Here is a 25,572-nt window from a genome sequence, read left to right on the forward strand (position 1 = left end):
AGGGTATTTTTTTATCGAATTAAGCCATAATGAGATTCAAAAATAAAAACATTATGCTGTTAAATGCTGTTTCAGGAAAACTTGGATAATACAAAAGACAAAATCATAATATTAGGGGGAGGTCTTACCGGGCTTTCTGCGGGATATGTCTTAACCAAGGCAGGTCTCAGCGTTAAGGTATTTGAAAGTGATTCTACTGTTGGCGGGCTTTCAAAAACAATAATTCACAACGGGTTCAGGTTTGACCTCGGCGGGCACAGGTTTTTCACAAAGGACAGAGAACTAAATAATTTTGTAAAAGAACTAATGAGGGAAGAGCTGATCTCTGTTCAGCGCAAAAGCAAAATCTACATGCGGAATAAATACTTTGATTATCCGCTAAAGCCTTTGAATGCAATATTCGGCCTTGGCATATCCACTACAATAGAGATATTGCTTGATTATGCTGCTGAGAAAATAAAAAACCTTGTAAGGAAATCTCAGAACATTTCCCTTGAGGACTGGGTGGTCGGCAACTTCGGGCGGAAGATGTTTAATATCTACTTCAAGGAATACAGTGAAAAGGTATGGGGTATTGACTGCAGCAGGATAAGCGCAGAATGGGTTGCGCAGCGCATCAGGGGATTGTCGCTGGCAAGCGCAGTTAAAAACGCATTTTTCAAACTTAACGGAAGAGATGTGCCTTCTCTTGTTGATGTTTTTCTGTACCCTCAGTTGGGCATTGGCCGTATTTCTGACAGGCTCAAAGAGGATATAGAGGCAGGGAACAACAGTGTCCTCACAGATTCACGCATAGAGCGAATAAACCATTCAGATTTTAAAGTGGAGAGTATCGTAATAAATAACCGTAAGCAGTTTGTTGAAGAAAACGGAATTGAATTTATATCAAGCATACCGATAACAAAACTGGTAAACATGCTGCGCCCTGCTCCTCCTGAAAATATCTTGACCGCCGCCTCAAAACTCAGATTCCGGGACCTTGTGATAGTTGCTGTGATGATAAACAGGAAAAGGGTTACAGACCAGACATGGATATATATTCCTGAGCAGAAGATACCTTTTGGCAGACTGCACGAGCCTACGAACTGGAGCGAAAAAATGGCGCCGGAGGGCAAGACTATTCTTGTGGCAGAGTTTTTCAGCTTCAAAGGCGAGGGGATATGGAACAAAAGCGATGAGGAGCTTACCGCAATCACCGTTGAAAATCTGGAGAACATGGGGTTTGTCAAAAAGCATGAGATAATAGGCAGCGTTGTGGTAAAAGTACTGAATGCTTATCCGTTGTTTGAGGTAGGATACAAGGAAAGATGTGATGAAATATATGATTATCTTGGCAGGTTCAAAAATCTCCATATCACAGGCAGGAGCGGGATGTTCAGATATTACAACATGGACCATGCCATAGAATCAGGAATAAAAACAGCGGAAAAGATTATAAAAGCTGTCAGCTGTCAGCTGTCAGCTATCAGCTAAAAATGAAATGCGCATTGATTATTCCGGCATGGGTTCCTGAAGATATCTTTTCTTCAAAAACAGCAAGCTCGCAGATTAACTACTGGCAGCCGTTGGGAACGCTTTACGTTGCCGCTGTTCTTCAGAAAAAAAGTCATGAAGTAAAGTTTTTTAACGGAGCATTCATGACACATGAAGAAATACTCGGCGGGGTAAGGAAGTTTATGCCTGAATTCATAGGGATTTATTCAACCACTTTTGGCTGGGAAAAGGCAAAAAAAACGGCTTCGGATATTAGGCGGATAACCCCACCCATTCTCCCCTTAAATAAGGAGAGGAGTAAGGAGGGGTTACCCCGCCCCTACATTGTCGCCGGAGGGCCGTATCCCATTGCTTTGCAGGAGCGCTGCCTTGAGGATGCAGGAGAATCTATTGATGCAATAGTCACAGGAGAGGGCGAGTTTACGAGTCTTGAAATAATTGAAAGGCTTCAGGCAGACAGGAGTCTTGAAGGCGTTCTCGGAGTTGTTTACAGAGGTGGTGAAAAGATTATAAAAAACCCTCCGCGGCCGTTAATTGAAGACCTTGATTCGCTGCCGTTTCCTGCAAGGGAGCTCTTAGGGGATATAAACCTGTATATTCCTCCGCCTGCCACATACAGAAGAAAGCCTGTTGCTGTTCTGATAACCTCAAGAGGGTGTAACAGAAGGTGCATTTATTGTTTCCAGATAGACAAGGAGCGCAAGACAGGCGTCAGATACAGAAGCGTTGGAAATGTTATGAAAGAGATTGAACACTGCATTAAGCAGGGGTTCAGGGAGATAAAGTTTATAGATGACACTCTGGCTGCTGACTACGAAAGGGCTATGAAGCTGGCTGAAGAGATAAAACGCAGCGGACTTGATTTCACATGGTTTGCATCCGCATGCGTTAATCAGGTGGATAAGCCTCTGCTTAAGGCATTCAAGGAAGCTGGCTGCTGGGCCATACTCTTTGGCGCAGAAAGCGGCGTCCAGAAGAATCTTAATACAATCAGAAAAGGAATAACGCTGGAGCAGACACGGAATGCCGTAAAATGGGCAAAAGAAGCAGGGATTAAGGTCAGCGCTCCTTTTATGTTCGGCATTCCCGGAGAGACTTTTGAGGAGGGGCTCCAGACTATTGAATTTGCGATAGAGCTTAATCCTGACATAGCTAATTTCCATGCAATAACTCCGTTTCCGGGCACATACCTTTATGACAACCTTGAAAAATACGGGACAATGTCTGATGAGCTTTCAGATTTCACATATCAGGGAGCAGCATTTATCCCCCATACAATGACAAGGGAGGAGATTCTAAAACTCAGGCAGACAGCATTCAGGAGATTTTATTCCAGGCCCTTCTTTATTCTAAAGAAACTTTTTGAATTAAGGAATCTGAACGATCTTCTCGCTGCGCTGAGAAGCCTAAAAAGCTTGTTCTATCTATGGACAAAAATCGGCTTGTTCAGCAGGGCAAAAGATAAGAGAGGCTGGTCTGAGTAGTGGTTTTAGGTTTAGTAATTCACGGCGCAAAAGTGAGTAGATTGCTTCAGAATAAGGCTCTTCGCAATGACAAATTACGAAAGCTTATTTTGTCATTGCGAGCGGAGCGAAGCAATCTCAAGGGTTTTCAATTTCGAATTGCTGTTTCAAGTTGACAGACACAGAGTGAAATGGTAATATTTGGTCAGGATGATAATTCTGAAGACATTGGCGATTTTATTCTTAATCTGCGGTGTTGCAGAAGCCGGCATATACAAGTATGTCGGAGAAGACGGAGTTGTTCTTTACACAGATGTCCCGCAGGGTAAAAAGCCAGCGAAGGTTATAAAAACAAAAGAGAAGAACAATAAGGCGGTTTCATCTAATAGTAAACCTGTCAATGTTGCATATGCCTCAACTACACATAACGAGAGTTACCACCCCATAATTAACCAAAAAGCAAAAGAGAATGAGGTAGACCCTTTTCTTGTCAGCGCTGTTATAAAAGCGGAATCAAACGGCAATCCTAATGCTGTTTCAAGAAAGGGAGCAATGGGGCTTATGCAGTTGATGCCGGGAACCGCAAATGACCTTCAGGTGAAAAATCCGTTTGACCCGGAAGAAAACATAGACGGAGGAACAAGATACCTCAGATACCTCATCGAAAGATTTAACGGCAACTTAACCCTTGCGCTTGCAGCGTATAATGCAGGGCCAAAGACTGTTGAAAAGCACGGCTCTGTTCCTCCCATTGCAGAGACAAAACAGTATGTAAGAAAAGTGCTTGCCCTGTATAAGGGAAAAACTGACATCTCTTTTTCAGGTTCGAATAAGATGAAAAAGTCGGAGCCTATCTATAAGATAATAATGGACGATGGAACAGTCCTCTTCACAAATTTCCCTCTTTACAATAACAAAGCCAATTCAGTCAGGTTTTAGATGTCTGTAGAAAATCTCGCTCTTCAAGAAGAAATTCTGAAGCTGAAAGAACAGAGGCGCGCATTAATCCTCTCTCACAACTATCAGAGGGATGAAGTGCAGGACATAGCTGATTTCGTGGGAGATTCGCTCGAATTGTCGAGGACTGCCTCCACAATTAAATGCGATGTAATAGTCTTTGCCGGAGTTAATTTCATGGCTGAGAGCGCCTCAATCCTTTCGCCTGAAAAGACGGTTCTGCTTACAGAGCTTGATGCATGCTGCCCGATGGCAGATATGATAAGAGTTGATTCTGCGAGGCCTGTGAGAAGAAGCTTCCCCGGATTTGATAATCCGTCGCCTTATGTTTATCCTCCTGAATTCACCCTCCGTGATATCAAAGCGCAGAATCCCGGTGTTCCTGTTGTTGCGTATGTGAATACAACCGCGGACGTGAAGGCAGAAAGCGATATATGCTGCACATCTGCAAATGTCGTGAAGGTGATAGAATCCCTTCCATCAGATAAGGTGATATGCATACCTGACAAAAATCTCTCCATGTGGGCAGCGAGGAATACAAAAAAGCAGGTGATTGCATGGGATGGTTTCTGTCATGTTCATGAGAGGGTAACGCCGGAAGATGTTAAGAAGGCGAGGACAGAGCATCCCAATGCTGTTTTAATGGCGCATCCTGAATGCAGGATTGAGGTGCTTGATAGGGCTGACCATGTTACAAGCACATCAGGAATGCTCAGATTTGCAGCGTCATCTTCTGCAAAGGAATTTATTGCAGGGACAGAGATCGGCCTTCTGTATCGGCTGAGAAAGGAAAATCCCGATAAGGTGTTTTACCCTTTAAGAAAAGACATGATATGTCCGAACATGAAAAAGACAACGCTTAAGAGCGTTCTCAGGGCATTAAAGGAGAACAACTACATAATCAAAGTTCCGGACCATATCAGGATACCTGCGAAAAGGGCTCTTGACAGGATGCTGGCAATCAAATAGGGCTATTCCTTTATCTCAACAATCATTCCGAAGATACAGTTTCTGCTCTGAAATTTTTACGACAATGGAATATTCATGGGCAAGAGAGGGGGAGGGGAAATTTGCAAATGCAAGCAAAAATACAGAGAAGAACAATAATCTTTCTGACAGTCTTTTCATGATTTTAGAAAGTGTATTTTTCAGACTTGGCCAAAATTATTTTTGCTTTTTTTAGTTCAATCAATTTTTTCTCTGTTCCTTTTCCCATAAACTTTTCAAATTTCTCCTGCCATGGATAAGTCCCAATACAACAATTCTTGATTTCTCAATAGTGTATATGAGGCGATATTCTTTAATAAGAAGCTCGCGGATATTGGGATTGGATAATTCTGGGACAATCCGTCCCCGTTCAGCAAACATATAAAGAGAACGGCTTGCAGTTAAGATTTCTTCGACGAATGAGGCAGCATAAAAGGTTGAATCCCTTGCAATATATTCAGCAACGGCATTAAGGTCAGCAGCAGCTTCAAAAGACCAGATTACTTTGTAAGCCATTTTGACATCATCTTTTCAACTTCTTCCTGCGAATAAACCCGTCCTTCAGCAGAGTCCTTTAACCCGCGCTCAATTTTCTGAAGCACATATAGATGATACTGAATATCTTCAAAGGAACAATCATCCGGCAGACGATTGAGAAGGCTGTTAACTTCTTGTTTTACTGACGGCATCCTTACCTCCCTGTTGTTTTATTTAATTCAATTATACACAATTTGCCGTAATCCAGCCTAACAGAAAAACAGAGAGGCAAGGCTCTTAAAAACCTTGCCTCTCTGACCTTGTCATCTGCCGTCGCGGATTCCGTTTTAACTGGGCATTAACTCAAAAGCGACTCTATATTTCAGATAAACTATCCTTTCATTACCTTTCAACTCAATATTAATGTCATCATCCGAGGCAACTCTCGAAGGAGCATAACATGTAAACCCAGAAATAGTTTCCCAATCTCTATCTCCATAGTTACCAGAGCCCCTGGATTCTTTTGCAAATTCCTGAATCTCCAATGGCTCCCCGACTTTCATACCCAGACTGGCGGCTAAATTCTTTGCTTTTTCAAGCGCATTTTTGCAAGCTGACTCTCTTGCTTTCAGAACATCCTTATCTTTTACTTTAAAAATTGGTTTTCTCTCGTCAATCTGGATTGATATTCTCTTGTCCTTCTTGTTTAACCACTCTGCTCTTTCTAAAGCCTTATATGCTATCTGTCCTGATGGTTACCTTATGAGAAACATTAATCCCCTTTTTATTCTTTCTGCTCCTTTCCCACCATGGAGTATAAGCGCCTGTGCCAGCGTAAAACAGTTGTTTTTCAGGTATGCCTTCAGCAATAAGGAATTTAATTAGCTTATTCTTGTAATCGCCTGATTTAGCTAATACGGCATCGTCTTTTTTGGCAGCCTGAATATTGAGTATAATGTCAATAAACCATGTTTCAGGATACTCAAAATAATACGACTCCCCGACAACTTCAACGTAATTCTTAGGCACGTTCATTCCCTCCATGTGTTTTTAAATCAATCCGCAAATGCGGAATACATACACCAATCTCATTATAATTCTGCTCGATTCCCAAACATTTTTAGTTTTTGAACCTATGTGCATATTCATTTTAAACTCTCCTTTCACTATCTGAGCCTGATTCTGGAAACTTTTCTAGTTTTTTGATTAATTCCTTAATTTCCTCTTTTGTTTTTCCCTTTAACAATAGAAGAATTTCTTCTTCTTGTTGTTTCTTAGACAGCGATTCCCATCTTGCATTTTCCTTAAGCTTTAAAACAGTCACCTGCCAAGACTTCATTTCGATATTATCATCCAGGTCGGAATCTACATACTCATTTAAGATATTACTCCAATAATCTATAATGTCATATGGGCAATCAATTGGACTTGCCATTATTTTATTTATTTCTAAAGCGATGCGTTTCTTTAGAGTCAAAAGGCAGTTCGTTACTATTCTCTTATTTTGTTCATCATAATTGCCATTTTTAATATCATCTATATGCGAAAGAAACTCAGTAAGATAACTTAACCCATTTAGAGTGATGCTACGCTCCTCAAACTTGCCTAACAAATAGTGTATCCGATCTATCTCGGTTGGCATTTCATTCTCCTATCGTGTTTTATGATAAGTTGTTATTATTTCGTTATCTTCTTCGTCTATAATTATTGCTTTCCCCGCAAGCCTATCAAGACTTTGAATGCATTTTTTCAAAGTTTCAACCGCTTTTTGTTTATCCTTTCTCGATATGAAATATTCGCAAACACCTCCTGGCCGAATAACTTTAGTGCCTAACGACTTTATTATCTCAATGCTTACCTCTTTTATTCCTCTCTGCCTACAGCGTACCAAGCAATGATGGGTTAGATTCACTTGCCCTCCTTTTTTCTTATGGGTTAATCGGCGTTCCTTCAGATAAAAATTCATTTATATCCTCTGAAATTTCCATAATGTGATGTGTAATTACATAAAATCTGGACACGACTGGATCATTGCGTCCTAATTTCTCGATAAGCTTTTTCTCTACTTCGTCTGCATGCTCAGCTAATGGATTGATAAGTTCATTCAGAGCTTCGAGATACTTTTCTTTTTTTCTTGTAGTTTCGCTATCCGCAATAAGTAAAAGAAGTCGGACAATTGTGTCTATGAACTGGTCTCGTGGAATTCTATTCTTCTTTGCAAGTTCGGTTATTTTTGACAGTGTATTCTTTCTAATAATATATGTCTTGCGCATTGTCTCGCCTTCCTTTGGAAAGCTTTCTATCTTTTCTTCTATCATTTCATAAGCTTTAATAGTCATATCAAAAATATCAGCTATTTTCTCGCCCTGCAATTTAGATAACTTTTTAATTGCCTCGTGTCCCCTTCTGCTAAGCCTAAGTGTTGTACGCGATAATTGTTGTTTTTCCGGAAACTTAAACTCTTTAAATTTTTCTACTGTCTTGCCTATTAATTCTTCGTCTGTTTTCATAAATCCTCCAATTTTTGATGATTATACAGTACCATATAATTAATAGTATGTCAAGCAATTTTTATAACCTGATGATAAATTATCTTCTTATTAAATATAATCATCTTTACGAATAAAAGCTATTGATTTTAAAAGATATTGAAGACATGTCGATTACCTGTAGGAAGAAAATGGCAGAGGGAGAAAAAATAGAATCAAGGCAAAATTAGGCAGAAAAATTGTAGACGCAATGCGGATATTCCGATTCTGGCTGACTGTCATCATTAAACAAAAAAGGGCACAGACTTTTTCGTCCATACCCCTTTGAATTCATTTGAATCCTTATCCTCCTTTAAAGGACAGGAAATATTTAACTTTAAACCGTTGATTTGCTCAGGTCTTTGCCGCCCATTTTCTCCTTCAATGCTGCCTGTGCTCCTGCGAGCCTTGCAATAGGAACCCTGTATGGCGAGCAGCTTACGTAATTTAAGCCGATCTTGTGACAGAACTCAACAGACCTTGGGTCGCCGCCGTGTTCACCGCAGATTCCCATCTTAAGGTCTTTTTTTACCTTCCTGCCTTTTTCTATGGCTATCTTCATCATGAGCCCTGTTCCGCCCTCGTCAAGGGTGATGAACGGGTCATCTTCAAGTATTCCCTTTTCAACGTAAAAGGGCAGGAATCTTCCTGCATCATCCCTTGAAAGGCCGAATGTCGTCTGCGTGAGGTCATTTGTGCCGAATGAGAAGAAGTCTGCCTGCGTTGCAATCTCATCCGCTGTTATTGCAGCCCTTGGAAGCTCTATCATTGTCCCTACGGTGTAATTAACCTTTATCTTATATTTTTTCTGAACCTCATCTGCTGTTTTGATGACGAGTTCTCTCATCATCTTAAGCTCATTCACGTGGCCCACCAATGGTATCATTATCTCAGGAATTACCTTAATCTTCTGCTTTGCAAGCTCACATGCAGCCTCCATTATCGCCTGTGCCTGCATTGCGTATATCTCAGGGTAGGTTATGCCGAGCCTGCATCCTCTGTGCCCGAGCATCGGATTGAACTCATGCAATACCTTGTTTCTGGATTTAAGCTTGTCAACAGGGACTTCCATCTGGTGCGCAAGTGTTTTGAGTTCTTCATCAGTATGCGGAAGGAATTCATGCAGGGGAGGGTCAAGAAGCCTTATTGTGACAGGGAGCCCTTTCATTGCCTTGAATATGCCTTTGAAGTCTCCTTTCTGCATCGGAAGGAGTTTGGCAAGCGCTGCCTGTCTTCCCTCTGTGTCATCCGCAAGTATCATCTCCCTGACTGCGATTATCCTTTCAGGCTCAAAGAACATGTGCTCTGTCCTGCAAAGCCCGATTCCCTGCGCTCCGAAATCTCTTGCGACTGCTGCATCGTGAGGGGTGTCTGCATTTGTCCGAACCCCGATCTTTCTGAATCCATCCGCCCATTTCATGAATATGCCGAAATCGCCTGTGAGCTCCGGCGTTATAAGCGGAGCCTCGCCAAGAATAACCTCGCCTGTTGTGCCGTTAAGTGTGAGATAGTCTCCCTCTTTAATGTTGACTGTGTTAACAGTGAAATATCTCTGGCTCTCGTTTATGTTTATCGCGCCGCAGCCTGCAACGCAGCATTTGCCCATTCCCCTTGCCACAACAGCGGCATGTGATGTCATTCCGCCCCTTGCCGTTAGAATGCCCTGCGCAGCATGCATTCCGCCGATATCCTCAGGAGACGTCTCCTGCCTTACAAGGATTACTTTTTCGCCTCGTTCAGCGGCTTTCTCTGCTTCGTCTGCTGTAAAGACTACCTTGCCGACCGCAGCGCCGGGTGAAGCTGGAAGCCCTTTTGCTATTACGCTGATTTTTGCTTTCGGATCTATCATCGGATGGAGAAGCTGGTCAATCTGCTGTGGGTCTATTCTTAATATCGCTGTCTTTTTGTCTATCAGCCCCTCTTTTACCATATCAATGGCTATTTTTAAGGCTGATGCGGCTGTCCTTTTTCCGACCCTTGTCTGAAGCATATAGAGTTTTCCTTCCTGAACAGTAAACTCTATATCAAGCATGTCTTTATAGTGCTTTTCCAGTTTCTTATAAATCCTGTCGAGTTCATTGTATGCCTTTGGAAGCTTTTTCTTCAGCTCGTTAATGTGGAGCGGGGTTCTGATTCCTGCAACAACATCTTCGCCCTGCGCATTGATAAGGCATTCAGCAAAGAACCTTTTCTGTCCTGTGGAGGGGTCTCTTGTAAAACCAACGCCTGTGCCTGAGTTTTCTCCCATATTCCCGAAGACCATTGCCTGCACATTGCACGCGGTGCCTAAGTTTTCAGGTATGTTGTTAAGTTTTCTGTATTTCACAGCCCTGTCTCCGAACCATGAGCTGAACACCGCATTTATAGCCTTTTTAAGTTGCTCGTGAGGGTCGGAAGGGAAGTTTTCTCCGGTGCTGCGCTTATATATAACCTTGAATTCATCCACAACGCCTTTAAGGTCCGCGGCAGTAAGGTCAGTATCAAGATGTACGCCCTTTCTTTCTTTTATCTCTTCAAGGGCTCTTTCAAATTTCTGCCTGTCAACGCCCATAACAATGCTTCCGAACATTGTTATAAACCTTCTGTACGCATCATAGGCGAATCTGTCATTCTTTGTCTTTTTTATAATCGCCTTGATGGTTGTCTCATTAAGCCCAAGGTTCAATACAGTGTCCATCATGCCGGGCATTGAGAATTTAGCTCCTGAACGAACTGAAACGAGCAGGGGGTTGGTATGGTCGCCAAATTTCATGCCCATCACCTTTTCTATTTTTTTCAGATTTGCAAGAACCTGCTCCCACATTCCTAATGGGTGTTTTTTCTTGCTTTTAAAGTATTCGTTGCATGCTTCTGTGGTAATCGTAAACCCGGCAGGAACAGGCACTCTGAGGTTAGTCATCTCGGCAAGCCCTGCGCCTTTGCCTCCGAGAAGATCCTTCATATCGCCTCTTCCATCCGCTTTTCCATTACCGAAAAAGTAAACGTATTTTTTAGCTGTCTTTGACATTCAAATATCCTCCAAGCATTAAGGATTTAGTTTTGGACTAATAAAATACCTTACAAAGACATAAAATTTCAATAGATTTCTGAGTTTTTTGATAAAAAAGCAGGCAAAGCCGGTAAAGCCCGGGCTTTTTAATACGCATAAACGATAGAAAATGTGCGGTAAATATTTAAAGTAAAACTTAATATTTATGTTGGTAACTATTTTATTAATAAAGATAATATTTAATTGCCAAGGATGCCGGAAGGTTTTGTATCTTCATTAATAAAAAGGCGATGAAGATTGATATGTTATAATACGCAAATGCTGTACGAATTTTTCAACTGGCTTGTTGTTGTTATCGGCGACATGGGATATGCAGGTATAATGTTTCTCATGTTTATCGAGAGCACTTTTATTCCTTTGCCTTCAGAGCTTGTAATTCCTCCGGCAGGTTATCTTATATCTCAGAAGCAGATGCATTGGGGAGGCGTCCTAGCATCAGGCACGGCAGGCAGTCTTCTCGGCGCGCTCTTTAATTATGCAATTGCTGTTTATCTGGGGAGGCCTTTTATACTCAAATACGGTAAATACTTCGGAGTCTCTGAGAGTCATTTAAAAAAGGGTGAGCAGTTTTTTCAGTCGCATGGAAGCATCAGCACTTTTATAGGCAGGCTCATACTTGGCATAAGGCATTACATTTCATTTCCCGCAGGCCTTGCGAGGATGAACCTCAAAAAATTCTGTTTCTATACATCCGCCGGCGCTGCGGTATGGGTATGGATACTTGCGTACATAGGCTTTTTTGTAGGGAATAACAAAGAGAAGGTCTTTGCCGTGAGCAAGCAGTGGAGTGTGTACGTCATAGCAGGCTGTTCACTTCTTGTATTAGCCTATATTTTTTGGCATAAGAAGAAGACCCCAAACAAAAGGTGAAGCGTTCTTCTAAGAACTGTTTATTCTTCTATGTTCTCGTCTGCTGATTTGTTTTTTAAAGCTGCAAGCCTTGCTTCCATGTGCCTTGGATTAACAGCCACGATTGTGTCTTCCAGTCCTGTGTCAGGATAGACCATATAACGGTAAGAAGCGGCCTGTCCGTATTTTTCCCACAGATATTTTTTGCCTTTTACATAAAGGGAGCAGTCATCATTAAAACAGACATACAGAAAGTCTGTGCACCATCCGAGACCATCCGCAAAATGAAACGACGGGGTGTCATATTTATCCAACTCCTTCCCGCAATGAGGGCAGTTTGGAGCTTTCTCTAACTTCATTTTTTGCCTCCTTGTTGAACAAGCTTATTCTGAAAATCCCAGCGTGCCCAACTTGTTAAGTATAACTTAAAGCATGGATTTTGTCTCTGGGTTACGATGGGGGATATTACATCAGGCATTCAACTGATTGATTCGGAAAGAGCTTTCCGGTATTCATCCCACAACCGCTCTTTTGATATGCCTGAATCAATAAAATCCCACGGCAGTTTTTCTGGGAAGTCTTTATTCCTCATGACATAAAAATCAGGATCTATTCCTGACCCAATACATGCCTTTTTCCAGTCATGCATTCTGAGCATCGCCTCCAGAGGTTTTGAAATACGCCTATCGCCCATCGAGAAAAAGCACTGCATGTAGGCATATCTTGGAACATCATGGAATACTTTTATTCCCCTTATCGGCAGCAGAGAACTTTTTATTGCCTTAAGCCTCTTTTTTACAATCTCAATCTTTTCCATGCCGTGCCATTGAAACGGCGTAAACGGTTTTGGCACGAATGTGCTTAAAGTCAAGACTATGTTTCCTTTTTTTGATATGTCTCGTATCTTTTTTACAAGGCTTACAATGCCTTTAATGTCATCGTCATTCTCTGTGGGAAGGCCGACCATAAAATAAAGCCTGAGCTTTTCCATGCCCTCTGAAAAGATAAGCCTTGATGTCTCAATGATGTCATCCTCTGTTATCTTCTTGTTAATGACCCTTCTCAGCCTCTCTGTCCCTGCTTCAGGAGCGATTGAGACACTTTTGTGTTTTTTCAACAGACCAACAAGTTCTGCGCTTTTTTTGCTTGCCCTCAATGATGTGATGGAAAAATCCACACCTTCTGTTTTAAGAACCTCGCTGATATAGGGATAATCTATGAGGGAAGGGCCGATAAGCCCGACCCTTTCTGTTATGTTCAGCGCATTATCAATCTCTTTTTTTCTTGCGGGCAGTTCCTTTTTTCTTGCAGGGCTGTAGATATGTCCTGCAACACAGAATCTGCATTTCCATGGACACCCGCGCATCGCCTCAATGAGATACATATCAGAAAATTCTGTTTCAGGTGTAACTATTGACTGCCTGAATCTGTGAGCAGATATATCTTCGATGAAACGTTTCTTTATTTTTTCAGGGGCTCCATCTATTTTCTCTCTACTGTGTATTCCGTTGTTATATCTGATGTTGTAAAATCCCGGCACATAGACGCCTTCTATTGCGGCTGCTTTTCCGTAAAGCTCCTGTCTTGTCTCTGATTTTTTGTATGTATCAATGAATTCACTAAGCATCTCTTCTGCTTCTCCGACAAAGCACACATCAAAGAAATCAGCCAATGGTTCCGGGTTAAAAAAAGCGCATACTCCTCCGATTATAAGAAGCGGATGTGTATTATTCCTGTCAGAGGCCCTGAGAGGTATATTGGCAAGCTCAAGTATTTTTAAGATATTAGGATAATCGTTTTCAAATGAAACCGAAAAAGCCAGAATATCAAAATTATTCAGAGGCCTTTTTGATTCAAGAGCAAAGGGCTTTGTATCTGTCCTGACATACTCATCAATATCATCCTCATCAGGCAGAAATGCCCTTTCGCATAATGTGTCGTTCCTGTCGTTAAGAAGCGTGTATATCCCCTGAAATCCGAGATTTGACATTCCGACATGATAAGTATTCGGATAAATAAGGCAGACATTAATCCTGCCGCCGGGCTCTTTAAATACAGCGCCTCTTTCCTTTGATAGAAGCATATCTGTTTTTTCTGTAAGTTTGCGGTTCACAGCATCACCAGCACAGACATCATTGCGATTGACCATATAACATCAAGCGGCAGGCGCTGCTCGCATGTTGAATCAAAGAGCAGGTCTGCCCTAGGAGGGAACTCATCATCAGAGAGCCAGAGGATTAAAGTTACAGGGATTCGGGGCAGGGGCAGGAGTTCAACAGATGCATCGCCGTAATTCATGATATTCCCATTGAGGTTTTTGCTTTTTTCAATAAAACCTGCCTTATCATTGCCGTACCTTTCAGCTATCTTATCCAGCGGAAGCACGTGGCTGCCCCTGAAAAAAATCTCTCCGCCTTTAAGTCCTGCAGGCTTGACAAGTTTTCCTGAGAGTGGAATGTCTTTTGCATTGATGAGGTAGCATAAAGCAGACAGATTGAAGAAATAGCTGTATTTCTTGAGAATTATTTTTCCTTCAGGCTGAATGTTTTTAATCTCTCTCTTGCCGGGATGAACTGAGAAATCCATCCCCAGCGACTTCAGTACGTAGCTGTTTTCTCCGTCGTAGAAAACCCGCGCTTTTCTGCATACATCAGAAGGATTGAGGTTATTTAAGTCTTCCCATGCCTTTTCTTCGCCTGTGCTCATTGCTATATTCTACAACAACAACCGGTATATATTTAAAATGCATAGAATACCATTTCAGGAGGCTGTTTTATATTTGATACCCAGCGGTCTCTGCCTCAGGGTTCTTCATTTCTCATTTTGTGAAATATGTTAAAATTAGCCAGTCATGAATTTGGTGTATTCTGTAAACGGTATATGGCAACAAAATTGCCGGCATCACAATTTTGAATGCAAGTTCAAGGTAAGATTTCAGCTTTAATTAGCTGTCAACTAATAGCTACTAACTAAAACAATGGTTAAAAACGACAGATGGATAATAGAAATGGCTGAGAAGGGGATGATAACTCCCTTTGACAGGAATCAGGTGAGAAAAGGGGTTATTTCTTACGGCGTGAGTTCTTACGGCTATGACATGAGATTATTCGATGAGTTTAAGGTTTTTGATGCTAAGGAAAATGCTGTAATAGACCCCAAGAATTTTGCCGAGACGCATTTTGCTGATTTCAAGGGCGATGTCTGCACAATACCGCCGAATTCGTATGTCCTCGGGCGCTCTCTGGAATATTTCAAGATTCCGAGAGACATGCTCGTTATATGCCTTGGAAAATCAACATATGCGCGCTCAGGAATTATTGTGAATGTAACACCTCTGGAGCCTGAGTGGGAAGGATACATAACCATTTCCATTTCAAACACAGCGCCTGTCCCCGCAAAGCTGTATTCAAATGAGGGGCTGGCCCAGCTTATATTCCTTGGAGCATCGGAGATGTGCGAGACTTCTTATGCTGATAAAGCAGGGAAGTATCAGGCGCAGAAGGAGATAACTCTTTCAAAAACGTGAGGATGAGATAATGCCCTGGAGAGAAAAATTAATAATAGCGCTTGATGTCCCTGATTCCGAATATGCTCTTGAACTTGTTGATAAATTTGGAGAGCAGGTAGAGATATACAAGGTCGGGCTGGAGCTTTTTACGTCAGCGGGGCCAAAGATAATAGAGAAATTACATAAAAGGAAGAAAAAGGTTTTCCTTGACCTTAAGCTGCATGATATTCCTGCCACAGTTATAAGGGCGGCGGTCGCTGCAACAAGGCTTGGCGTTTATATGTTCAATGTCCATGCATCAGGCGGGCTTGATATGATGAAGCAGTGCAGGGACTCTGTTGTTGAATTGTGCCTTAAAGAGAATATCGAGAAACCGAGAATACTCGGTGTTACCGTTCTTACAAGCATGTCACAGGATGTCCTGAAGGCAGAGCTTGGTATTCAGCACAGCCTTAACACGCATGTCAGACATCTTTCTGCGCTTGCGCTCAAGGCAGGTCTGGATGGCGTTGTCGCGTCAGGGCATGAGGTTGCTAAAATTAAAAGTCACTGCGGAAACAAATTTCTTATTGTTACGCCGGGCATAAGGCCGTCATGGCATCCTCCTGATGACCAGCACAGGACCATGACGCCGAAGCAGGCGTTGAGAGAAGGCGCTGACTATATAGTCATGGGAAGGTCAATTTTAAATTACAGCGATCCTCTCAGGGCAGTAGAGTTAATATCGCTGGAGATGCTCACAGCTTAACAGAGTTGTCCAATGACCTTCTACTGTCATTCCTGCTTGTCCGGAATCTTTTTTCTGAAGGACTCCCAACAGGCGGGAGTGACAGAAACAAAAGGGTTTTGCAATGACCACTTCTTCTAAAAAAAACTTCCTTAAATTTATAAAATACGGAGAAATACCTCCAGCTTATAAGGAGATTCCTTATTCTCCTCCGCATTTGGTTTATGAATCGCTGATGTCTCCAAACAGTTTTCTTCTTGAGAGCGTAAAGGGACCGGAGAATATTGCCCGCTATTCTTTCATAGGCTTTGACCCATACTTAACATTCAAGGTAAAGGATGGCGCTGTCGAGATAAACACTAAAGACAAAAGGGCTGTATCTTCCGCTAATCCGCTTGCCAGACTTAAATCACTTGTTGATGCGTACAGGCAGACTCCCCTGGAATCTCTTCCTCCTTTTCAGGGCGGTGCTGTCGGATTGCTGAGTTATGACTTTGTACGGTATATTGAGAAGCTTCCAAAAACAACAAAAGACGATCTTAAAATTCCTGATGTGCATTTTCTTATGATTGATAAGCTGATTGCATTTGATCATCCGGCTAAGAAAGCGTGGATTGTTGTATGCCCCGGCGCTCGGGATACGGAATTGGGTTATGGAGATGTGGATATTGACCCCGTTAGAAAGAAATCCCAACCAGAGCTTTCTAACGGGGTTGACTGGGCTGAAAAATATGATGAAGCGGAAGAAACGATAAAGAATATTAGATACAGGATACAGGATACAGGATGCAGGGCAGAAGAAGAGAAGAATCATGCATCATGCAGCGCACATCATGCATCGTCAATCCGTCATGAAATGTCCAAAGAACAATATATGGATATTGTAAAAAGGGCAAAAGAGTATATCGCTGCCGGAGATATTTTTCAGGCAAACATTTCGCTCAGGGTATCAGCCGATATCGGGGATATTAAAACATGGAGTCTTTACAAGATACTCCGTTCAATCAATCCGTCTCCGTTTGCGGGTTATATTGATTTCGGAGATTATCAGCTTGTCAGTTCTTCTCCTGAGAGGTTGTTGAAGGTCAAAGGCGGTGTTATTGAGACAAGGCCGATAGCAGGCACGAGGCCGAGAGGCAGGGATATGAAAGAAGATGAACTCATGCGGACGGAGCTTCTTCTGAATGAGAAGGAGAGGGCGGAACACATAATGCTCATTGACCTTGAAAGGAATGATATCGGAAGGGTTTCTGATTACGGAAGTGTTCATGTGGATGAGCTTATGATAACAGAGGACTATTCCCACGTAATACATATTGTCTCCAATGTAAAGGGCAATCTCGCTTCAGGGAAAAATTGCTTTGATGCGATAAAAGCGGCATTCCCCGGAGGGACGATAACAGGCGTTCCTAAAGTTCGATGCATGGAGATAATTGATGAGCTTGAACCTGTCTCAAGAGGCCCGTACACAGGCTCTTTTGGTTATATAGGGTTCTCAGGCAGTATGGACCTGAATATAGTCATCAGGACGTTTGTCATAAAGGATGGATTTGCGTATGTTCAGGCAGGCGCAGGCATTGTTGCAGACTCTGACCCTGAGAAGGAATATTATGAAAGCCTGAAAAAAGCAGAGGCATTGATACGGACACTGGAGAGGCTGTGAATTTATTTTGTGAACCAGCCTTTTTTCTCTTTTTCTTTCATTTTTTCTATTGTCTCATTTATTTTTATTCCTCTGAGTATAGCCAGAATCTCTTTCTGCTCTTCACTTGATTTTTTAAGTTCATCAAGGAGTTCATTAATTGCTGATTTTATGCCGGCAAGTATATGGGTGTTTTCTCTGAGGCTTTCTGTTATCCCGTCAAGCTGTTCTGATGAATATGTCAGCGGCTCCTCGGTTTTTGGTTTTTCGTATTCTTCTCTATATTTTTCCGGGAATACCTGTTCCTGTTGAAGTTGGTAAAATTGTGCAGGTTCCTCTGCGGCAGCAGCTTCTGACGGTTTCTGAGAGGGTAAAGATAACGGCATTTCCTCTAATGGGACAGAAGACAGCGGCTGTTCCATTATTTCATCTGAAACTGTAGGGGATGGCTCTTCAGGAGGCGATGGAGGCAAGATTTCAAATTTGTGCCTTATGGAAAGGTCTTTAATAAGCAGTTTTGTAACAGTCTGAAAAGTTTCCTTTACGCCTTTACCGTTAATTGCCTCTGCCTCAAGATATATATAGCCGATGCCGTTCAGGCTTTTATTCAACTCGTCAACTGGAAGTATATTCGGCAGGTCTCTTTTGTTATACTGAAGGACAAGAACAATGCTATCAGGATCTATATTATTTGAAAGGAGATTTTCCTTCATATTGGCGAAACTTTCCATATTTGCCTCCCTTACTTCTCTCTGTGAGTCGGCAACAAACACAACGGCGTCAGCGCCTTTAAGCACTGCCTTTCTTGTCAGATTGTATTTGATCTGGCCGGGCACTGTGTACAACTGAAATCTGACAGAGAAATCTTTTATTTTGCCGAGTTCAACCGGAAGAAAATCAAAAAACAGAGTCCTGTCGGTTTCTGTTGCTAATGAAATCAGCCTGCCTGTTTTTTCCGGGTCGAGCGCTGAATGAAGATGCTGAAGATTGGTTGTCTTTCCGCTTAAGCCGGGACCGTAATAAACTATTTTAAGCGTAACTTCTTTTGCAGCGTAATTAAAGAGAGCCATCAGGTTTACCCCGTAATTGCATTAGCAAAAAAATTGCCTGTAAATTTTCCATCTCTTTCAAATCTATTCCATAATTACATTAAACATTAAGATTGCAATAGCAGGGCTATACTATAGCATAAACCCCGTTTCTGGTAGTATTTTTCACCCTGTACATTGCTTCATCTGCGAGGCGAATAAGGTCTTCTTTGGTCTTTGCGCTTTCAGGATACGAGGCAACGCCAAAGCTTGCAGTCATCTTAAGAGCATAACCTTCTTTTTTAAGGAATGTGTTGTGCTCGACTGATTTTCTTATTCTTTCGGCAATCTGTACTGCTGCTTTAGGAGACGTCTGGGGAAGCACTACTACAAATTCATCTCCGCCATATCGTGCAACTATATCAATGCTGCGCAGTCCTCTTATGATTAACTGCCCCAGTTCAACAAGGATTTTACTTCCTATAAGGTGTCCGTACTGGTCGTTTATGTTTTTAAAATAGTCAATATCTATGAATATCAATGATATGGATGTCTTATATCTGTTTGAACGCTGTATCTCTGTTTCAATGGTCCTGTTCAGGTATCTCGTATTGAATAGTTTTGTGAGGTCGTCTGTTACTGCAAGCTCTGCCATTTTCTGGTATAGCGTTGTGCGCTCTATAGCAAGCGCTGCCTGATCAACAAGTCTCATAAGCAGGTTTAGGTCTTCTTTTGTGAAGGGTTCTCCTGTTACTTTGTTTACAACCTCGAGCACTCCAATGACACGCCCCTGGCTTTTTATAGGCACGCACATCAACGATCTTGTTTTGAAGCGCGTCTGTTGGTCCATTCTTGAACAGAATCTTTTGTCAAGCGAAACGTCGGGCACGATTACCGGAATTCCCTCCTGAGCAACCCAGCCTGCGATGCCCTCGCCCGGTTTCAGTCTGTATTTTTCCACCTTTTTAGTGTCTGCTCTTTCAAAGACAAGGTCCCCGGTTGTTTCGTCAACGACAAGTACAGACCAGGCCTCTGCTCCTATAATTTCCTTTGTCTTTCTCATCACAGCAACCAGTATTTCGTTAAGCTCAAGAGAGGATGTAAGGGTTTTTCCGACATCTTCAAAAAATTCAATCTCCTTCCTGGCAGTATCAAGTTTCTGCCCGAGCGTCTTATTTTCATCTCTTGTGTTTTTTTCTTTCAGGATTAGTCTGATAAAATACAACAGCTCCTTTTCAGAGGGATTGTAGACAGGGCGGGTTAATGACTCCTTCAACCATACGGCAAAGCCGCGGAAAGAATAATCAGGCGATACTATAAGCTTTGGTATTTCGGCGGATGCCTTTAGGAATTTTTTAAATGATTTATTTTTGTATTGTTCTTTTTCAATTATCAGGACGTCTGCTTTTTCGCTAAGCCGTGAGAGGGCCGTTTCAATAGAGCTGAATTTTGAGACCTCAAATCTGTTGCGGGACAGGATATCCTCAAAAGTACTTTTGTTAAGGTCTGGACCTATTAAAAATATATTAGGCATTTACACCACAGCATTTCTTATATTTTTTCCCGCTGCCGCATGTGCACGGGTCATTCCTTCCGGTTTTTTTTCCTTTTTGAACCGGCTGCTGCATTTCACCTGTCTCACTCTTATTGTAAATCAATTGCTGTCTTCTGTGAATCTCTTTTATGTCTTCCTCTTTTTTAACCTGAATTTTGAAAACCCTGTTAAGCACCTCGATAGATATCCTGTCTGTCATTTCAGCAAAGACGTCAAAAGCCTCTTTCTTATATTCGGTAAGCGGGTCTCTCTGCCCATAGCCTCTGAGCCCGATGCCTTCTTTCAGATGGTCCATCGCCAGGAGGTGGTCCTTCCATTGAGTATCAACCACCTGAAGCATGATAGTTTTTTCTATGTATCTCATCATCTCGCTTCCAATTTCTGCTTCTTTCTTTTCATAAGCCTCTTTTATGGCAGACATGAGAGATGCCCTTATCTCTTCAAAGGATTTTGAGGCTGGAGAATATGTTAAAGAGAAGGCGCCGAATACAGCGTCATGCAGCCCTTTCAGTTCCCATTCTTCCGGGTGCTTTTCTCCCGGACAGTATATAGACAGAAGTTCATCAAGAGTATCTTCAGCCATAGAATATATTCTTTCCTTTAACCCTTCTTCCTGCAGGATCTCACGCCTGAATGAATATATCTCTGTCCTTTGCTTGTTCATGATATCATCATATTCAAGGAGATGTTTCCTTATGTCAAAGTTATGCGCTTCAACTCTCTTCTGTGCGTTTTCTATGGCCCTGGACACAAGTTTATTTTCTATCGGCATATCTTCCTCCATGCCGAGCCTGTTCATCAATCCTGAAATCCTGTCAGAGCCGAATATCCGCATCAGGTCGTCTTCCAATGATAAGTAGAATCGTGAAGAGCCAGGGTCTCCCTGCCTGCCGGAACGCCCTCTTAGCTGGTTATCTATCCTTCTTGCTTCATGTCTTTCTGTGCCGAGGATGTGCAGTCCTCCAAGGCTGACCACCTTTTCCCTGTCTTTTATGCAAATCTCGGCTGCTTTTGACAAGGCCTGTTTGTAGTCTTCATCAGCATCAGTATGACCTTTTTTATCCCTTAAAAATTCCTTTGCAAGCCCTTCGGGGTTGCCTCCCAGGACTATGTCGGTGCCTCTTCCTGCCATATTTGTTGCAATCGTGACAGCTCCGCTTCTTCCCGCCTGTTCTATTATCTCTGCCTCTTTTTCATGGTATTTCGCATTCAGGACAGAATGAGGTATGCCTTTCTTTTTGAGCATATGGCTAAGGACTTCTGATTTCTCTATTGATATCGTTCCGACCAGGACAGGCTGTCCTTTCTTATGCAGTTCCTCTATCTCTTTTAGCGCAGCGTTAAATTTGCCTTTCTCAGTTTTGTATATTGAATCCGGGGAATCTTCCCTTATCATAGTCTTGTTCGTAGGGATTACAACAACGTCAAGGTTGTATATTTTCCCAAATTCTTCGGCTTCCGTGTCAGCGGTTCCTGTCATGCCGGCGAGTTTGTTGTACATTCTGAAATAATTCTGAAATGTAATTGTGGCGAGCGTCTGGTTTTCGCTCTCTATCTTTACTCCTTCTTTTGCTTCTATTGCCTGATGCAGTCCGTCGCTCCAGCGCCTTCCAGGCATTAATCTGCCTGTGAACTCGTCAACTATAAGTACCTCTCCGTCTTTGAGAATATAATCAACATCTTTTTTGAAAAGGGCATGGGCCTTGAGTCCCTGAAGCACATGGTGGACAAATTCTATATTTGAAGGGTCATAAAGATTGCCTGTGCCGAGGAGCTTTTCAATTTTTATGCTTCCTTCTTCCGTAAGTATTACGGTTTTTGCCTTTTCGTCAATCGTATAGTCAGTATCTCTCTGGAGTTTCGGGATAATCCTGTCTATCTTGTAATATTTGTCAGTTGATTCTTCAGACGGCCCGGAAATTATGAGAGGGGTCCTGGCCTCGTCAATAAGAATGCTGTCCACCTCGTCAACTATTGCATAGTTAAGTTCCCGCTGGACATACTGTGAAATATCGTATTTCATGTTGTCCCTGAGATAGTCAAAGCCGAACTCATTGTTCGTACCAAAGGTTATGTCAGAGTTGTAGGCGGCTTGTCTCTGTTCGTCGGTAAGGCCGTGTACAATGACGCCCACGCTCATGCCGAGAAAATTGTAAATAGGCCCCATCCACCTGGCGTCCCTTCTTGCGAGGTAGTCGTTGACCGTAACGATATACACACCCCTGCCTTCAATGGCATTCAGATAAACAGGGAGGGTGGCAACAAGCGTCTTCCCTTCACCTGTTTTCATCTCTGCAATCTTGCCTTCATGAAGCGTTATGCCGCCGAGAAGCTGGACGTCGAAATGCCTCATCTTAAGAGTTCTTTTTGAGACTTCCCTTACAACAGCAAATGCCTCCGGCAGTATATCATCAAGCGTTTCGCCAAGTTCAAGCCGTTTTTTGAATTCAGGGGTTTTATCCTTTAGCCGGCTGTCGCTGAGGCTGCTTATTTTCGGTTCGAGAGAGTTTATATGCTCAACAAGCGGCAGGAGACGTTTAATCTCTCTCTCGTTTTTTGTGCCAAATAGTTTTTTAAGTAATCCGCCAACCATAATTTATAGTTTATAATAAAATTAAATGCTGTCGAATTTCAAGGAAGCAGGCTACGATGAGCTTTTATCCATGAACTGAAGAATTGTTTCTACGATCTGGAAAGCACCCTTAGAAACGCCTCAACTACCCGTGGATCAAAGCGTGTGCTGCTGCATCCTTTCAGTTCTGATATGGCATATTCTCTGCCGGGGGAGGGGCGGTACGGCCTGTCCGCTGTCATTGAGTCAAAGGAATCCGCTGCATGGAGAATTCGTGCGCAGAGCGGGATTTTTCCACCTTTAATCCCTTCAGGATATCCCTTGCCGTCAACCCTTTCATGATGATACATGATTAGAGGGATTATATTTTTTAACTGTTTTATCTCTTTAAGTATTGCTGCCCCTTGAGCAGGATGTTTTTTTACAATGTCAAATTCTTCTTCTGTGAGTTTTGAAGGTTTATCCAGGAGATAGTCATAAGTTCCTATCTTACCGATGTCGTGCAACAGGCCTGAGAGACGGATATCTTTTATCTCGTCCTCTTCGATCCCCATCTCTTTTGCTATTTGTTCAGCGTAGCTTGCAACCCTTTCTGAGTGACCCTTTGTCCACGGGCTTTTTGCGTCAAGGGCGCTGACCATTGCGCGTATGAATTTCATGAAAAGGTCTTCGAGATCTTTATAGGACTCATTGATATCCTCAAGCATATTAAGAAAGGCATCCCTGCTTTTCTGGAGAGACTGTTCCTTATCTTTAGCTTCATTCAAGGAGATGTCTAATGCCTTTTTAAGCTCCCTGCATGATCTTTCGGTTTCTTTTATTGCAGCTGTGTCCGCAATATAATGAATTACCCCTATCAGATTGTTTTCATGGGTAATGGGTGATGCATAGACAGTCATATGTTTTTTAAATGCAGGCTCGTAAATTTCGGATGTTTCCTTTTTGCCGCTTTTCAGCGTTTTTACTATGGGACAATCTTTAACAGGCTCATCTGCACCGTGGATTATACAGCAACCTTTAATATCTTTTTCATCTGTTTTGCCGTAGTTATCGGTGAATGCGCTGTTTGCCAGTACTATATTGAACTCAGTGTCATGGATAGATATCGGGCATGGCAATGCGTCAATAAGCACGCCCCAGTTCTTAATATGCTCATCAAGCATTTTGCGTAATGTCTCTTTATCCTGCATCGCCATGTTGCTTGTACTTTGAAAGTTCAGCATTCAATTGTGCTGTTTCTTTTTTTAATTCTTTCATTTTGAGTTCTCTGCCGACAGCCATAGCATAAAATTTCTCAAGATCTTCTACTCTTTTTTTAAGTTCTTTCTCTGATTCCGTGAGCATCCGCTGGGCATTCTTTAAGGCTGTAATATCTGCTGCTATAACGATTGAGTGCAGGAATTCGCCTTTTTCATCAACAATCGGACAGTGGCTTACGTAAAACCAATCTCCTGTGTTTGTTTTTACCTCGGTCCACTCTTTTAACTCTCCACTGTGTATTTTACCAACGCAATGTCCTGTCTGTTCAGGATTGCAGGTAAAGAACTCGTAACACTTACGACCTAACAGCTCTTCAACAGGCAATCCCACGAACTCTGCAAATCTTTTATTGCATCTTGTAATATCAAAGTTTTTGTCAATGAGTATTATAATCTCCATAGCATTATTAAAAGTCATTTCCCATTCAACCTTTGCTTTAGTTACGGCATTAAGAAGAGCGGTAAGTTTTTCTTCCGCTTTTTTGCGTTCGGTGATATCTCTTACAACATGGATTAATCCCACAAGATTTTTATCCTCATCAAGCCTCGGAATGGCTCTTATCTCAATGAATATGTTTAAATGAGGCTCAAACAGTTCGAATGCAGCAGGCTGTTTTGTTATGAGACACTGGCAGCTTGGGTATTCTTCCGGAGGACGGTTGTCTCCATGATAGTATTCGTCACACTTTGACTTAGGAACGTTCAGTAAAGGCAGTCCGAGTATTTTTTCTGCAGATTTATTTGCATTGATGATATTGAAATCCTTGTCGTGAATAGTAATCATATCAGTGATGGTATTAAAGGTGTCTTCCCAATCCTGCTTTGCCTGAAGAATCTGGCTTTCCATCTTTTTACGCTCTGTGATGTTGTGAAATATCCCCTGTGTGGCAAGTACTTTTCCACCTATAAAACGCATGTTTACATTACCCTCAACCTCTATTTTGTGCCTATCCTTTGAAATGAATGTTGCTTCTACATTGTCTGCGGCCTCACCAGACATTACTCTCTGAAAAGCAGCTGCGCAGTGCTCCCTACAGTCAGGGTGGATGATGTCAAACATGGTTATTGTTTTGAGGTCATCCTGAGTATACCCCATAGTCTTTAACCATGCAGGATTTACAAATATAAATCTGCCGTCAGTGCCAACACTCTGAATCATGTCGTGGGCATTTTCGAACAGGGTGTGATAACGTTCCTCGCTTTCTACCATAGCCTGCTCTGTTTTACGGCGTTCGGCAATGGTACCCCTGGCATGAACCAGCAATAAGATAATGCTCCAGAATAAGAACCGCATCCAGATTTCATGAGGGTCAGGGGCAAAGAGTTGGGATGTAACAGTGCCTTCACGGAATATAAGGGCGTTTATAACGGAGTTAGCGATCCAGTTAGCTGCTCCAATTCCCATGCTGAACAGGATATATTTCAACTTCTTCATAATTTAATTCTACCATAAAACACGGCTGGCCGAGATGTTGGA

At 42.2% G+C, this 25,572-nt stretch carries 23 protein-coding genes; 8 read left to right on the forward strand and 15 right to left on the reverse strand.

Annotation, left to right across the window (positions count from 1 at the left end; all coding sequences use genetic code 11):
- Positions 1 to 81 precede the first annotated feature (81 nt).
- The 4 genes from HY035_11375 (at position 82) to nadA (ending at position 4,883) form a co-directional block, all read left to right on the forward strand.
- Complete coding sequence (locus HY035_11375) at positions 82 to 1,473, forward strand: FAD-dependent oxidoreductase (protein MBI3378982.1); 1,392 nt, start codon at positions 82 to 84, stop codon at positions 1,471 to 1,473.
- A 2-nt stretch (positions 1,474 to 1,475) separates the two neighbouring features.
- Positions 1,476 to 2,978, forward strand: coding sequence for a radical SAM protein (locus HY035_11380; protein MBI3378983.1), 1,503 nt, complete (start codon positions 1,476 to 1,478; stop codon positions 2,976 to 2,978).
- 189 nt (positions 2,979 to 3,167) lie between these two features.
- A complete protein-coding gene (locus HY035_11385; GenBank protein ID MBI3378984.1) occupies positions 3,168 to 3,896 on the forward strand; it encodes a lytic transglycosylase domain-containing protein in 729 nt (242 codons plus the stop codon).
- Positions 3,897 to 4,883 carry a quinolinate synthase gene (gene nadA, locus HY035_11390; GenBank protein MBI3378985.1) on the forward strand — a complete coding sequence of 329 codons (987 nt, stop codon included), beginning with the start codon at positions 3,897 to 3,899 and terminating at the stop codon, positions 4,881 to 4,883.
- A 219-nt stretch (positions 4,884 to 5,102) separates the two neighbouring features.
- Here the strand turns inward: nadA and HY035_11395 are convergent, their stop codons facing one another.
- The 7 genes from HY035_11395 to HY035_11425 all read right to left on the reverse strand — a co-directional run bounded on the left by HY035_11395 (position 5,103) and on the right by HY035_11425 (position 10,913).
- Complete coding sequence (locus HY035_11395; GenBank protein ID MBI3378986.1) at positions 5,103 to 5,417, reverse strand: type II toxin-antitoxin system RelE/ParE family toxin; 315 nt, start codon at positions 5,415 to 5,417, stop codon at positions 5,103 to 5,105.
- A complete protein-coding gene (locus HY035_11400) occupies positions 5,402 to 5,590 on the reverse strand; it encodes a hypothetical protein (protein ID MBI3378987.1) in 189 nt (62 codons plus the stop codon). Before HY035_11400 ends, HY035_11395 begins: the two co-directional genes overlap by 16 nt.
- Positions 5,591 to 5,725: 135 nt before the next feature.
- On the reverse strand, positions 5,726 to 6,121 hold the full coding sequence (locus HY035_11405) for an SIMPL domain-containing protein (protein ID MBI3378988.1): 396 nt from the start codon (positions 6,119 to 6,121) through the stop codon (positions 5,726 to 5,728).
- Positions 6,111 to 6,407, reverse strand: a complete 297-nt coding sequence (locus HY035_11410) for a hypothetical protein (GenBank protein ID MBI3378989.1) — start codon at positions 6,405 to 6,407, stop codon at positions 6,111 to 6,113. Before HY035_11410 ends, HY035_11405 begins: the two co-directional genes overlap by 11 nt.
- A 121-nt stretch (positions 6,408 to 6,528) precedes the next feature.
- Positions 6,529 to 7,020, reverse strand: a complete 492-nt coding sequence (locus HY035_11415; GenBank protein MBI3378990.1) for a hypothetical protein — start codon at positions 7,018 to 7,020, stop codon at positions 6,529 to 6,531.
- A gap of 286 nt (positions 7,021 to 7,306) precedes the next feature.
- Entirely contained in the window at positions 7,307 to 7,888 is a 582-nt protein-coding gene (locus HY035_11420) for a hypothetical protein (GenBank protein ID MBI3378991.1), read from the reverse strand.
- A 355-nt stretch (positions 7,889 to 8,243) separates the two neighbouring features.
- Positions 8,244 to 10,913, reverse strand: coding sequence for a pyruvate, phosphate dikinase (locus HY035_11425; GenBank protein ID MBI3378992.1), 2,670 nt, complete (start codon positions 10,911 to 10,913; stop codon positions 8,244 to 8,246).
- Positions 10,914 to 11,213: 300 nt separating this feature from the next.
- On the opposite strand from HY035_11425, the gene HY035_11430 reads away from it, so the two are divergent.
- Complete coding sequence (locus HY035_11430) at positions 11,214 to 11,825, forward strand: DedA family protein (GenBank protein MBI3378993.1); 612 nt, start codon at positions 11,214 to 11,216, stop codon at positions 11,823 to 11,825.
- Positions 11,826 to 11,845: 20 nt separating this feature from the next.
- Here the strand turns inward: HY035_11430 and HY035_11435 are convergent, their stop codons facing one another.
- From HY035_11435 to HY035_11445, 3 genes are all read right to left on the reverse strand, one after another.
- Positions 11,846 to 12,163 carry a hypothetical protein gene (locus HY035_11435; protein ID MBI3378994.1) on the reverse strand — a complete coding sequence of 106 codons (318 nt, stop codon included), beginning with the start codon at positions 12,161 to 12,163 and terminating at the stop codon, positions 11,846 to 11,848.
- A gap of 119 nt (positions 12,164 to 12,282) precedes the next feature.
- The gene (locus HY035_11440; GenBank protein ID MBI3378995.1) at positions 12,283 to 13,953 is read right to left on the reverse strand and encodes a radical SAM protein; all 1,671 of its coding nucleotides are present in this window, start codon (positions 13,951 to 13,953) and stop codon (positions 12,283 to 12,285) included.
- Positions 13,914 to 14,510, reverse strand: a complete 597-nt coding sequence (locus HY035_11445) for a DUF3786 domain-containing protein (protein MBI3378996.1) — start codon at positions 14,508 to 14,510, stop codon at positions 13,914 to 13,916. Before HY035_11445 ends, HY035_11440 begins: the two co-directional genes overlap by 40 nt.
- A gap of 271 nt (positions 14,511 to 14,781) precedes the next feature.
- On the opposite strand from HY035_11445, the gene HY035_11450 reads away from it, so the two are divergent.
- The 3 genes from HY035_11450 (at position 14,782) to HY035_11460 (ending at position 17,702) form a co-directional block, all read left to right on the forward strand.
- A complete protein-coding gene (locus HY035_11450; GenBank protein MBI3378997.1) occupies positions 14,782 to 15,330 on the forward strand; it encodes a dCTP deaminase in 549 nt (182 codons plus the stop codon).
- Between the two features lie 10 nt (positions 15,331 to 15,340).
- Positions 15,341 to 16,060: an orotidine-5'-phosphate decarboxylase gene (pyrF, locus tag HY035_11455; GenBank protein ID MBI3378998.1), complete on the forward strand. Its 720-nt coding sequence runs from the start codon at positions 15,341 to 15,343 to the stop codon at positions 16,058 to 16,060.
- A gap of 103 nt (positions 16,061 to 16,163) precedes the next feature.
- Complete coding sequence (locus HY035_11460; protein MBI3378999.1) at positions 16,164 to 17,702, forward strand: anthranilate synthase component I family protein; 1,539 nt, start codon at positions 16,164 to 16,166, stop codon at positions 17,700 to 17,702.
- A 2-nt stretch (positions 17,703 to 17,704) separates the two neighbouring features.
- Here HY035_11460 and HY035_11465 read toward each other — a convergent pair whose 3' ends face one another.
- From HY035_11465 to HY035_11485, 5 genes are all read right to left on the reverse strand, one after another.
- Positions 17,705 to 18,751, reverse strand: coding sequence for a GTPase domain-containing protein (locus tag HY035_11465; GenBank protein ID MBI3379000.1), 1,047 nt, complete (start codon positions 18,749 to 18,751; stop codon positions 17,705 to 17,707).
- Between the two features lie 106 nt (positions 18,752 to 18,857).
- Positions 18,858 to 20,243: a sensor domain-containing diguanylate cyclase gene (locus tag HY035_11470; GenBank protein MBI3379001.1), complete on the reverse strand. Its 1,386-nt coding sequence runs from the start codon at positions 20,241 to 20,243 to the stop codon at positions 18,858 to 18,860.
- Positions 20,236 to 22,857 (reverse strand): preprotein translocase subunit SecA, encoded by a 2,622-nt coding sequence (gene secA, locus HY035_11475; protein MBI3379002.1) that lies wholly within the window; start codon positions 22,855 to 22,857, stop codon positions 20,236 to 20,238. Before secA ends, HY035_11470 begins: the two co-directional genes overlap by 8 nt.
- Positions 22,858 to 22,946: 89 nt before the next feature.
- A complete protein-coding gene (locus HY035_11480; GenBank protein ID MBI3379003.1) occupies positions 22,947 to 24,032 on the reverse strand; it encodes an HD domain-containing protein in 1,086 nt (361 codons plus the stop codon).
- Positions 24,016 to 25,530, reverse strand: coding sequence for a PAS domain S-box protein (locus HY035_11485; protein ID MBI3379004.1), 1,515 nt, complete (start codon positions 25,528 to 25,530; stop codon positions 24,016 to 24,018). The genes HY035_11480 and HY035_11485 overlap by 17 nt, the downstream gene beginning before the upstream one ends.
- Between the last annotated feature and the right edge of the window lie 42 nt (positions 25,531 to 25,572).

This window comes from Nitrospirota bacterium (assembly GCA_016195565.1).
GTDB lineage: Bacteria > Nitrospirota > Thermodesulfovibrionia > Thermodesulfovibrionales > UBA1546 > UBA1546.